Annotated in this window: 12 protein-coding genes and 1 pseudogene; 8 read left to right on the plus strand and 5 right to left on the minus strand. The window is 68.5% G+C overall.

From position 1 onward, the window contains the following. The coding region (locus ADBZ5U_RS10345; RefSeq protein ID WP_526265061.1) for a carbonic anhydrase at positions 1-703 on the plus strand (703 nt) is incomplete at its 5' end. A gap of 190 nt (positions 704-893) precedes the next feature. Here ADBZ5U_RS10345 and ADBZ5U_RS10350 read toward each other — a convergent pair. Next, complete coding sequence (locus tag ADBZ5U_RS10350) at positions 894-2,060, minus strand: sulfotransferase family 2 domain-containing protein (RefSeq protein ID WP_526265063.1); 1,167 nt, start codon at positions 2,058-2,060, stop codon at positions 894-896. Here ADBZ5U_RS10350 and ADBZ5U_RS10355 point away from each other — a divergent pair. The 3 genes and pseudogenes from ADBZ5U_RS10355 to ADBZ5U_RS10365 form a co-directional block, all read left to right on the plus strand. Next, positions 2,025-2,105: pseudogene (locus ADBZ5U_RS10355) on the plus strand (excalibur calcium-binding domain-containing protein); the annotation flags it as partial. The gene ADBZ5U_RS10350 and the pseudogene ADBZ5U_RS10355 sit on opposite strands and share 36 nt — an antisense overlap. 16 nt (positions 2,106-2,121) lie before the next feature. Next, positions 2,122-2,658 (plus strand): hypothetical protein, encoded by a 537-nt coding sequence (locus tag ADBZ5U_RS10360; protein ID WP_526265083.1) that lies wholly within the window; start codon positions 2,122-2,124, stop codon positions 2,656-2,658. A 104-nt stretch (positions 2,659-2,762) separates the two neighbouring features. Further along, positions 2,763-3,344: a TetR/AcrR family transcriptional regulator gene (locus ADBZ5U_RS10365; protein WP_526265065.1), complete on the plus strand. Its 582-nt coding sequence runs from the start codon at positions 2,763-2,765 to the stop codon at positions 3,342-3,344. Positions 3,345-3,359: 15 nt separating this feature from the next. Here ADBZ5U_RS10365 and ADBZ5U_RS10370 read toward each other — a convergent pair whose 3' ends face one another. From ADBZ5U_RS10370 to ADBZ5U_RS10380, 3 genes are read right to left on the minus strand one after another with little or no spacing between them, the layout of a single operon-like run. Next, positions 3,360-3,845, minus strand: a complete 486-nt coding sequence (locus tag ADBZ5U_RS10370; protein WP_526265067.1) for a hypothetical protein — start codon at positions 3,843-3,845, stop codon at positions 3,360-3,362. Positions 3,846-3,891: 46 nt separating this feature from the next. Beyond that, positions 3,892-4,704 carry a 1-acyl-sn-glycerol-3-phosphate acyltransferase gene (locus ADBZ5U_RS10375; RefSeq protein ID WP_526265069.1) on the minus strand — a complete coding sequence of 271 codons (813 nt, stop codon included), beginning with the start codon at positions 4,702-4,704 and terminating at the stop codon, positions 3,892-3,894. Positions 4,705-4,716: 12 nt separating this feature from the next. Next, entirely contained in the window at positions 4,717-6,558 is a 1,842-nt protein-coding gene (locus ADBZ5U_RS10380) for an AMP-dependent synthetase/ligase (RefSeq protein WP_526265071.1), read from the minus strand. 204 nt (positions 6,559-6,762) lie between these two features. Here ADBZ5U_RS10380 and ADBZ5U_RS10385 point away from each other — a divergent pair, with 204 nt between their 5' ends. Continuing rightward, the gene (locus tag ADBZ5U_RS10385) at positions 6,763-7,263 is read left to right on the plus strand and encodes a GNAT family N-acetyltransferase (RefSeq protein ID WP_526265073.1); all 501 of its coding nucleotides are present in this window, start codon (positions 6,763-6,765) and stop codon (positions 7,261-7,263) included. Here the strand turns inward: ADBZ5U_RS10385 and zapE are convergent. Next, positions 7,260-8,267, minus strand: a complete 1,008-nt coding sequence (zapE, locus tag ADBZ5U_RS10390) for a cell division protein ZapE (protein WP_526265075.1) — start codon at positions 8,265-8,267, stop codon at positions 7,260-7,262. The two genes, ADBZ5U_RS10385 and zapE, sit on opposite strands and share 4 nt — an antisense overlap. Positions 8,268-8,281: 14 nt before the next feature. On the opposite strand from zapE, the gene ADBZ5U_RS10395 reads away from it, so the two are divergent. The 3 genes from ADBZ5U_RS10395 to ADBZ5U_RS10405 all read left to right on the plus strand — a co-directional run. After that, the gene (locus tag ADBZ5U_RS10395; RefSeq protein WP_526265077.1) at positions 8,282-9,052 is read left to right on the plus strand and encodes a pyrimidine reductase family protein; all 771 of its coding nucleotides are present in this window, start codon (positions 8,282-8,284) and stop codon (positions 9,050-9,052) included. A 26-nt stretch (positions 9,053-9,078) separates the two neighbouring features. Then, the gene (locus ADBZ5U_RS10400; RefSeq protein ID WP_526265079.1) at positions 9,079-10,647 is read left to right on the plus strand and encodes an alpha/beta fold hydrolase; all 1,569 of its coding nucleotides are present in this window, start codon (positions 9,079-9,081) and stop codon (positions 10,645-10,647) included. Between the two features lie 87 nt (positions 10,648-10,734). Continuing rightward, positions 10,735-11,464: glycosyltransferase 87 family protein (locus ADBZ5U_RS10405; RefSeq protein WP_526265081.1), on the plus strand; the 730-nt coding region annotated here is incomplete at its 3' end.

Here is an 11,464-nt window from a genome sequence, read left to right on the forward strand (position 1 = left end):
CGAGAACGGCACCACCTCCCGCCGCCACCTGCTGGCCGCCGTCCCCCTGCTGGCGCTGACCGCCGCGGCCTGCTCCACCGCCCCCAAGGAGACCCCCGAGGGGGCCAAACAGGACCCCGGCCCGCCCCCTCGGCCCGCCACCCCGGATGAGGCCATTCAAGTTCTGATGGAGGGCAACAAGAGGTTCGTCGACGGCACCCCGCAGGTCCGCGACACCGCCGACATCAAACAGATCTGGACCGCCATCAAAGCCGGCCAGGAGCCGTTCGCGAGCATCCTCACCTGCGCCGACAGCCGACTGGGCCCGGAGCTTATCTTCGATCAGTTCGTCGGGGACATCTTCGTGGTCCGCGAGGCCGGCAACATCGCCGACTCCCCCACCAACCTGGGCAGCCTGGAGTTCGGCCAGGCGGTGTTGAAGTCCAAGTCGCTGATGGTGCTGGGGCACTCCGACTGCGGGGCGGTCAACGCGGCCCTGGACAACGCCACCCCCGGGGCCAACATCCAGGCGATCGTCGACGCCATCAAACCCGGCATCGCCGGCGCCAAAGATCTCAACGACGCCATCGCGCGCAATGTGCGCGCGGTTATCGACACCATCCGCGCCAAGAGCACCCTGCTGCGCGACGCGGAGGCGGCCGGCGAGGTGAAGATCGTCGGCGCGGTCTATGACATCAAGACCGCGACCGTCACGCTGCTCTAAACGCACCCAGCGACGGAATCGGGTCATCGACGGCCCCATTGCCGCTCAATCACGTTGTGCGGCAGGCCGGCCAACCACCGCGGCGAAGTTGTAGCCGGTGCGGGGCAGCCCGGCCGTACCCGGCTCCGGGTATTGGCTGCGACCGGCGGCTCCTTCGAGTTGCCAGCCGTGAGCCGGAAGACAATTAGTTCTAGCGCGAGCGCCTTAACCGCAGGCGGCGGAGGACCCGCTGACGCATCCCCGGCGACCGCGGTGTCTGAGTTGCTGTCAGTTCCTCCACCGTGGCCGCCAGCGCTCGGGCAAGCCGCCGTTCCCTTCTCAGGTGCACCGCGTGGTCGAACTCCTCAAGTCGTCCGATGTCCTCAAGTCGTCCGATGTCCTCAAGCCGCGTAGCGGTCGGACCGCCTGGTTGGATCTTGCCCTCCCTGGACAGCAGCTCATAGTCGGATGAGTAAACCTCGCCGATCAGCTGCAGCGTCGCCGGTGTCAGGAGGAACTGCCTGATCCAGCCCTGGGTCCGGTGCAGATGCGGCATACCGGTAGTTGCGAGGTCCGCACTGGCGTCAAGCCGCTCGACGATCACTCGTGGAAGGTCGTCCAGTTCCTCTGTCGAGAAGAAGCGCGCACCGTGCCACCGTCGGAGTAGCCAGGCCTGCGGAGCCCAGTGGTGATCTGAATTCAGGAGGGTCTGATCCGCCTTGAGCGCCTCCAGAAACGACCGGAAAGACGCCTCGATCGCGGTGGGCGTTCGGAGGTCGTTCGGGAACCAGGGTTCGGCGTAGTGCTTTGCCAGCAATACCGGCGGACCATCCACCAGCCTGTCCACCCAGCTTGACGTTATTCGATCCACGGGGTCGCGGACTGTGGCCAGCCGGAGTTCATCCTCGGCAACCTCAGTGGCGTCGCTGATACGGAATGGCTTCAGCCGCCCGTCGACGTGCAAGGCTGTTTCGCCCGACCACTCTCCATCGGCGGTGTTCCGGGCGATGACAGCTCCGGAATGGCGCCTCGTGCTCTCCCCTGACCCCAGTTGGGTCTCCAGATCCGTCAAGAAAGTCAGGACGCTGGTGCATCCCGTCTTCGGAGTCGCGGCGACCGAAACTCGAGACCGCGGAAATCGGTAGAACGTGGCTCCTCCTCGAGGTCGAACCCCCCGTCCTCGCCGGGCAGACCCGTTGGTCCCATGGAAACATACGTCGTCTGGCCGTGCTGGTCCGGGCCGGCCGGCGAGGTGGACCGGCTGGGCGGACCGTTTTCTTCCGTTCCCGCCTACACCGGCATATCGTTTAATCCATGACCTGCTGGGGTAGCAGGTTTCCAATTGCTCGCAAGCCAGAGCCGCCGGGGACTGCGACATCCCTCGGAGCAGTTGGACCGCGACGGCGACGGCATCGCCTGTGAGGCTTGTAGGAAATCCGATGACAACACCACCGGCACGCAACCCCTACTGGGACGGGCGCACCTGGAACCGCGACGGACCGCCGGCCCAGCCCGTCGCCGCCCCACCCAAACCCAAACGCGGAATCCTGTTCTGGGTCCTGGCGCTCGTCGCCGTTTTGTGGCTGGCAAGTCAATTCACGGCAACGAAGAAGGACGCCGCCACCAGCAGCACCGCATCCCGAACGGGTCAGAGCGCGACCGACGACGCCGCCTACGCGGCCAGCATCAAGCAGTCCATCTTGGACGGTGCCGCAGTCGAATCCACCAGCCAAGCCTGCTCGGAGCGCATCGCGTGGATCTGCGTGATCGCCGACGTGAAGACAAGCACGAGGGGCGTCGCCATCGTCAACGTTCATGTCACCGGTGACGACAAGCAGTTCGGCGAGGAAATCGCCCGCAACGTGTACAACTTCGCCTTGGCCAGCCATCCCGAATTGCGCTCGGTGCAGGTCAATAACGCCGCGGGGAAAGTCCTGGCGACCGAGACCTTCTCCACTCGCCGATGGATGGGCTAGGGCGGTCGCTCCCGAAGGGAAAACAGGGGCCCGCTGCCCGAAAGCGGGGCACAATGGTCTGGCCCGGCCGATCGGAGCCGCGACCAGACGACAGGATGACTGCCATGGCCGATGACCGGTCGATGACGCCCGACGACGTCAAGCGCGTGTTGCAGGATGCCGCCCGGGCGCTGTATGTCCGGCAGGGCTACCTCAACACGACCCTGAAGACCGTCGCGTCGGTCGCCGGGCTGGAGCTCGATCTGGTCAGGCGTTACTACGCCAACCGGGAGGATCTCTTCGCCGCGGCGCTGCGCCTTCCGTTCGACCCGGCCAACGCCATCACCCAGATGCTCAAGCCCGCCGTCGAGGGACTGGCCGAGCGGTTCGTCCGCCTGATGCTGCAGATGTTCAGCGACCCCGAGACACGGGAGTTGCTCGCGACCATGATGCGGGACGGGGCCGGTGCGGCGGAGATCGCCGCGACGCTGCGTGAATTCCTGGAGACGGTGGTCGTCGACCGGGTCGCCGCCGTACTCGGGGTACCGGACGCGCGGATGCGGGTGTCGCTGGCGACCTCCTACGTCCTGGGCGCGGTCGTTTCCCGCTACGTGCTTCGGATGGAGCCGCTGGCATCGGTCCCGGAGGACAAGCTGGTGAAGATGCTCGTCCCGCCGGTGCAGAACGCTCTCACCGGGAAGGGCTGAACACGGGCCGCCCGGTCAGTCCTTCTTCCACAGGCAGTCCCCGGCCAGTTCGGCGTAGAACAGGGCCGGCCGCATCTCCAACTTCAGGATCTGGCCCTTCTCCCCCTCGGTGACTTGCGGCGCGGCGAGTTCGCCGGCCGCCACCACGGTCGTCTGGGTCGCCCGGCAGGTCGCCTCGGGATCCTGCGGCGTCGCCGTCCACCGACCCGAGGACAGATTGGGGTTGCGCATGCCCTGGCCGTGCAGGGTGATCGGCGGACCGTAGGTCCACCAGGTGTCGTTCGGCGGGAACGGGGTCTGCACAGCAGACCAGGCATAGCCGGGGCCGGCCTGCCGGCAGGCCACGTAGCTGACCTGATCGGGCAGCAGGGTCATGCTGTCCGCCAGGACCGCTGGGCACCCCGCGCCCACCGCGGGTTCGGGCACGTCCGCCCGGGCCACCGGCACCGGTCCGACCAGCAACACCGCCGCCGCGCAGAGCGCGCCGCGAAAACGCCTCATGCCTGGGCACACCCCTCGTCGAACAACCGCCACACCAGTCCCCAGGCTAGCCGATGATCGGCAGGCGGCGGCGGCGGGCCAGTCGGTCCAGTTCGGCCTGCATCTCCCGCCGGATGCGCCCGTCGACCTTGTCCGGGTCCGGGTCGGGGCCCCACTGCGCGACGACGTCGATCGGGTCGAGCACCTGACAGACGATCTTGGTCGGAAGCGGCATGTTGACCGGGATCAGCACGCTGAGCCCGAACGGGAATCCGAAGGTCACCGGCAGGATGTCGGTGCGCAGCACCCTGCGCTCCCACCTGTCCAGGCGCAGTGCCCGGGTGAGCCACTTGCCGCGACTGAGGAAGATCTGGTTCTCCTGGCCGCCGATGGACACCACCGGCACGATCGGCGCGCGTGCGGCGACGGCGGTCTCGACGTAGCCGGTGTGCCCGGCGAAGTCGATGATGTTCTCCTGCGGCGTCGGTCGATAGACCTCCATGTCGCCGCCGGGGAAGACCACCACCGCGCTGTCGGTGGCCAACGCCGCCGCGGCGTTGGCCGGGCTGGCCCGGATGACGCCCAGGCGCGGCAGGAGATCGGCGGCCGGGCCGTGGTACATGGAGTCGTGGCCCAGGGTGTAGAGCGGTCTGCCGTAACCGAACCGCCGGTAGTAGTCCACCGCGAAGATCGCGAAGTCCGGGGTCAGCAGCCCCCCGGAGTGGTTGCCGACCAGCAGGCACCGGCCCGACGGAATGCGTTCCAGGCCAAGGACTTCCGAACGGTGGTAGAACTTGAGCACCGGCCGCAGCAGGTCGACGACCCGCCGGGTCAGCACGGGGTCCCACCGGCCGACGTCGTCGGGCCGGTGATCGTCCACTGGCCCGCGGCCTTAGCCGTACAGTTCGGCGATCTTGTCGTGGAAGCTTTCCACCACGACCTTGCGCTTGAGCTTCAGACTCGGGGTCAGGTCGCCGGCCTCCACGGTCAACTCGCGGTCGATGATCGCGAACTTCTTGACCTGCTCCCAGCGGTTGAGGTGTTTGTTGAGTTGCTCGACGTAGCCTTCGACCGCCGCGAACGTCTTGGGATCGCGGGCGGCTTCGGCGAAGGACTTGCCGCCCATCCCGTTGGCCGCCGCCCATTCCTTGAGGCCGTCGGCGTCCAGGCTCACCAGTGCGACGCAGTACGGCTTGCCCTCGCCGTAGACGATGATCTCGCTGGCGAACGGGCAAATTCCCTTGAACTGCGCCGAAATGCCCGATGGCGCAACGTATTTGCCCTGCGAGGTCTTGAACATCTCTTTCTTGCGGTCGGTGATCCGCAGGAAGCCCTCGGCGTCGAGTTCGCCGATGTCGCCGGTATGGAACCAGCCGTCCGGCTCGATCGACTCGGCGGTCGCCTCGGGCATGTTGTGGTAGCCGTCCATGACGCCGGGGCCCTTGAGCATGATCTCGCCGTCCTCGGCGATCTTCACCTCGGTCTGCGGCAGGGTCCAGCCGACGCTGCCGAATCGGTAGGCGCTGGGCCGGTTCAGCGACGAGGCCGCCGAGGTCTCGGTGAGTCCGTAACCCTCCAGCACGACGATGCCGATGGCGTCGAACCACTGGGCGATTTCCCGGTCCAGGGCCGCCGACCCGGAGATGAAGAACCGGAGCCGGCCGCCGAAGCGGTCCCGGATCTTGGACAGCACCAGCTTGTCGGCCAGCTTGTACTGGGCTGACAGCAGCGGTGAGACGCTGCGACCGGCCTGCCTCGCCCGGGACACCTGGACACCGACCCCGATGGCCCAGTCGAACATCGTCTTCTTGACGCCGCCCTCTTTGGCCACCGCCTCGTTGATCCGGCCGTGCACCTTCTCGAAGATGCGCGGAACGGCGCCCATGAAGGTCGGGCGGATGATCGCGAGGTTCTCGACGATCTTGTCCACCCGGCCGTCGACCACGGTGGGGAACCCGATGGTCAGCGGCATCGTCAGCATCACCTTGCCGAAGGAGTGCGACAGCGGCAGCCACAGGTAGTTGAGGTCCTTGTCGGACAACACACCCAGGGAGTCCATGCCGGCCGCGGTGTAGGTCCAGGACTTCTGGAGCAGCCGGACACCCTTGGGCTTTCCGGTGGTGCCGGAGGTGTAGATCAGGGTGGCCAGTTGGTCGGGCCGGATGGCGTCGATCCGGTCGTTGACGGCGTTGGGCGACTCGGCCAGGAGCCCACGGCCCCGCTCCTCGAGTTCGTCCAGCGTCATCACCCAGTCGCCGTCGCCGCTGCCGTCGATGACGACGACCTTCTCCACGGCTGGAATCTCGTCCCGGCGCTCCCGCAGCTTGTCGACCTGGGTCTGGTCCTCGGCGATGACGACGCGACTGCCGGAGTTGGCCACGATGTAGGCCACGTCCACGGCGTTGGTGGTGGGGTAGACCGTGGTCGTCGCCCCCCCGGCGGCCAGAATGCCGAAGTCGGCGACGACCCACTCGTAACGGGTTCCCGACGCCAGCGCCACCCGATCCTCGGGATTGATGCCGAGCGAGATCAGCCCGGCGGCGACGTCGTCGACCCGGTCCCCCACCTGCCGCCAGGTCACGCTGTCCCAGCCGCCACCGGCATTTGGATAACGGAAGGCCTCGGTGTTGGGCGTGGCGGTGACTCTGTGCCGGAACATCTTCGGCACCGACTCCAGCCGGTTCTCGATTTTGCCGACATCTACGCGCTCTTGGGATTTATGCAGGCCTGCCATGATCCGAGTGTAGGAAACGCACGGACGGCCGGCACGCGGGATGCCCGAAAGACTTCTCACGACAGAGGAGGCGGCGGCACCCCGGGCGGGAGGCCGGTGCGGCGGGAGCCATGCCCGCCACGGCCACCGAGGCGGGCATCTTCCTTGCGACGGTAGCTGCTCGTCGAGGCCCGACGATTGCACGCATGGCAAGGTTTGGTCACGATGCCGATCACCGTCACACCCGCCGGAGACGGCGACGCCGCCGAACTGGCGACCGTCGCGGCGGCGACCTTTCCGCTCGCCTGCCCCGACTCCGTCGACCCCGGGGACGTCGCCGCCTTCATCGCCGCGAATCTCTCCGAAGCGTGCTTCGGCGGGTACCTCGCCGACCCCGACCGGGTGGTGCTCGTCGCCGCCGCCGAGGGCCGAATCATCGGCTACACCATGCTCATTCGAGGCGCCGACGGTGTCGAGCTGTCCAAGATGTACGTCCTGCCCCGCCACCACGGCTCCGGTGCGGCCGACGCGTTGATGCGGTCCGGGATCGACTGGGCCGCATCCGCCGCTGCGACGTCGGTGTGGCTGGGAGTGAACCAGGCGAACATCCGGGCGCAGCGGTTCTACCGCAGGCACGGTTTCGACGTCACCGGGACGCGGACGTTCCGGCTCGGCGAGCGCACCGAGCACGACTTCGTGATGTCCCGTCCGCTCCGGGGTCTCTAAGCGCTCAACGCCAGCAGGCGGGAGGTGGCGCGCAGGTACTTCTTGCGGTACCCGCCGGCGAGCATCTCCTCGGAGAACACGGTGTCCAGTTTCGCCCCGGAGGCGACCACCGGGACACCGGCGTCGTAGAGGCGGTCGGTGAGCGACACCAGGCGAAGCGCGACACTCTGGTCCTCGAGTGCGTGCACCCCGGTGATGTGCACCGCCGCCACGCCTTCGATCAGGGCGAGATACCGCGAAGGGTGCATGGTGGCCAGGTGGTCGCACAACTCGTCGAAATCGTCGAGGGTGGCCCCCGGTGTCTGTTCGGCCCCGGCCCGGACCTGTTCGTCGGTCAACGGCTCGGGCGCCGGCGGCAGCCCGCGGTGCCGGTAGTCCGGGCCCTCGATCCGGACGGTGGTGAAAATGGCTGCCAGCGTGTTGATCTCACGCAGGAAGTCCTGGGCGGCGAACCGTCCTTCGCCGAGTTGTTCGGGCAGGGTGTTCGACGTCGCCGCGATCGACACCCCCCGTTCGACGAGCTGGGAGAGCATCCGGGAGATCAGCGTGGTGTTACCGGGGTCGTCGAGTTCGAACTCGTCGATGCAGACCACGGTGTAGGCGCCGAGCAGGTCGATGCACTCGGCGAAGCCGAAAACCCCGGCCAGTTGGGTGAGTTCGCCGAAGGTCGCGAACGCCTTGGGGTGCTCGGCGGATTCCGGCAGCCGCCGGTAGGCCGAGGCCAGCAGGTGGGTCTTGCCCACACCGAACCCGCCGTCGAGATACAGGCCGACGCCGGGCAGGGCCTCACGGCTGCCGAACAACTTGCGGCGCCCGGCCCGGCGGCGCGTCGCCTCCTCGCAGAAACCCAGGCACGACTCCACCGCCGCGGACTGGGTCGGCTCGGCCGGGTCGGGCCGGTAGCTCTCGAAGCTGACGTCTGCGAACGTGGGCGGCGGGATCAGTTGCGCGACCAGCCGCTGCGGGGAGACGGTGGGATGACGGTCCACCAGACGCCCGGGCATGCTGCAATCGTGGCATGGACGACACCGATGCGCCGCGCTTCACCGCGCTCGCCGGCGGCGCCGCGGTGGACGACGAGGGCCTCCGGGCGCTGTACGCCTACCCGGACGGCCTGACCGGGGCGTGGGTTCGCGGTAACGCCATAGCCAGCCTGGACGGAGCGGCCACCACCTCCGGCACGTCCGGCGGACTCGGCGGCGCCGGCGACCGGTGGCTGTTCGCGGTGCAGCGGGAACTGGCCGACGTGATCGTGGTCGGGGCCGGCACCGCCCGCGCCGAGAATTACGGCGGCGCCCGGATGAGCGTCTCCCAGCGTCGCGGCCGCCACACCCGCGGCCAGGGCGAGGTGCCGCCGATCGCGGTGGTCACCCGGTCCGGGCGACTCGATCCCGACATGCCGGTGCTGACCGACAGCGAAGTGCCGCCACTGGTGCTGACGTGCGCGGCGTCCGTCGGGACCGCCCGCGACCGGGCCGGGGCGGCCGCCGAGGTGATCGACTGCTCGGGTGCCGACCCCGACCGGGTGGACCTGGCCGTACTGCTGGACAGGCTGGGCCGGCGCGGGCTCGTGCGGGTGCTCACCGAAGGCGGCCCGAGTCTGCTGGGCGCTTTCGTGGCCCGGAACCTGCTCGACGAGATCTGCCTGACCTCGGCGCCACTGCTAGTCGGCGGGGCAGCGGTGCGGGTCGCCTCGGGCGGCGTCGACGTCCTGACCCCGATGCGGCGCGGGCATGTTCTGACCGACGACGAGGGTTACCTCTACTCCCGCTACGTGCGCGTCCGCTGAGATTCCCGGTCGCTACTGTGGTGGGCATGCGCGGGCAGGGTCGGGTCACAGCAGCGGTCGGCGCGGCTGCCGCGACGCTGCTGCTGCTCACCGGTTGCGCCCCCTGGCTGGCGGCCAATCCCCGGTTCGCCACCGATTCGGCGCGCAACCCCGGCCCCGCTCCGGACACCACCAGCGCGGCCGGTGGCCCGCCGGCACTGGTCAAACCGGCCAACGACTTGGTGTGGAAGGACTGCACGGCCAAGGGGTTCGGTGACGCCGGCGCCAAGCCGCTGCCCGGTGTCGCTCTGGAGTGCGCCGAATACGACGCCGATCTCGACCCGATCGCCGGGGCCACCGGCATCATCACCATCGGGGTGATGCGGGCTCGCTCCGCCCAGACCCCGGCAGACGCCGGTCCGCTGGTGTTCACCACCGGATCGGACCTTCCGTCGTCGCTGCAGCTTCCGGTCTGGGTCAACCGGACCGCCGGTGACCTGCTGGCCAAACACCCGATCGTGGCGGTCGACCGGCGCGGCATGGGGATGTCCAGCCCGATCGACTGCCGCAGCCGGTTCGACCGCGACCAGATGCGCGACCAGACCCAGAACGAACCGGGCGACGACCCGGTGGCGAACCTCGGCGCGGTGACCCTGACCGCCAGCACCGGATGCATCGACGTCCTGGCGCCGGGTGATTCGGCCTACGACAACGGCCGCGCGGCCGAGGACATCGAGCGTCTGCGCAGCACCTGGGAGATCCCGGCGGTGGGCCTGATCGGCATCGGCGACGGCGCGCAGGTGGCCCTGGCCTACGCCGGTTCGCACCCGGAGAAGGTGGCCCGCCTGGTCCTCGACTCCCCCACCCCGCCGGGAGCCGGTGCCGAAGCCGCCGCCGAGGATCAGGTCAAGTCCCAGCAGAGCTCCCTCGAGGATTTCGCCGCCCAGTGCGTCGCCGCCAACTGCACCCTGGGGCCGGACCCCAAGGGCGCCGTCGACGGACTCCTGGCCTCGGCCCGGTCCGGTCGTGGGCCCGGCGGGATTTCGGTGTCGGTCATGGCCAATGCGATCGTGACCGCACTGGGCTACCCCACCGGGGACCGGGTGACCAACACCGTGAAGATCGCCGACGCGCTCAACGCCGCCCGTTCCGGCGACGTCAACCTGCTCAACAGCCTCGTCAACCAGGCCGAGGCCCTGCGCGGCACCGACGGGCAGTTCGTCAACGGGTGCAGCGACGCGCTGAACCGGCCGAGCCCGGACCGGGTCCGCGAACTCGTCGTCGCCTGGGGCAAGACCTACCCCGAGTTCGGCGCGGTGGGCGCACTCAATCTGGTGAAGTGCCTCAACTGGCCCAGCGGGTCGGCGCCCAAGGAACCCAAGGACCTCAAGGTCGACGCCCTGCTGCTCGGGGTGCAGAACGACCCGATCGCCGGGTCGCAGGGGGTCCCGGCCGCGGCCGCGACGATCATCAACGCGGGCGCCAACAGCCGCCGGGTGATGTGGCAGGGCACCGGGCACGGCGCGGTCGTCTACACCTCGTGCGCGATGCCGCCGGTGCTCGCCTACATCGACACCGGCGCCATTCCGCAGACCGACACCTTCTGCCCTGCCTGACCGGTGCGGGCCCCGGTCCGGTGTAGCGTGCCGATCGTGGCCCTGAACTCTGGACTGCGCAACGTCTTTCGGCCCCGCGCCACCCCGATGAGCACCCAGGATGTGGTGCGGACGGCGCTGTGGCCGATCGCGATCATGTCGATCATCCACCGTAGCTATGTGCTGACCACCAACGGCTACATCACCGACGACTGGGGCCCGGTCTACTGGGCGCTGCGCCGCTTCCGGCACCACGAGCCGGTCTATAACGACGTATTCGTGGAAGTCGATCCGCACTATCTGTATCCGCCGGGCGGAACCCTGCTGATGTCGCCGTTCGGCTACATCGAGAGCGTCTTCGCCGCGCGGAACTGGTTCATCGCCCTCAACACGGTGGCGATCATCCTGGCCTGCGTCGTGATCGTCCGGCTGTTCAAGTTCAGCCTGAGTTCCCCGGCGCTGCCCGCCCTGCTCGCAGCCGCCTTCGTCACCGAATCGGTCACCAACACCCTGGTCTTCACCAACATCAACGGCTGCATCCTCCTGTGCGAGGCGCTGTTCCTGCTCTGGCTGCTGGACGGCCGGCGGAGCCGGGAATGGCTGTCCGGCCTCGCCATCGGGCTGTCGCTCACGGTCAAGCCCGTACTGGGCGTGCTGTTGCTGATCCCGCTGCTCAACCGGCAGTGGCGGGTGGTCTTCATGGCGCTTGCCGTGCCGTTGGCGTTCAACGTCATCGCCTGGCGGATGGTCGTCGACCGGCGCGCGTTCCTGCAGGGCACCATCCCCTACATCCTGTCCACCCGGGACTACTTCAACTCCTCGGTGCTGGGCAACGGCA

The organism is Mycobacterium sp., from assembly GCF_040398885.1.
In the GTDB taxonomy this organism is placed as follows: Bacteria; Actinomycetota; Actinomycetes; order Mycobacteriales; family Mycobacteriaceae; genus Mycobacterium.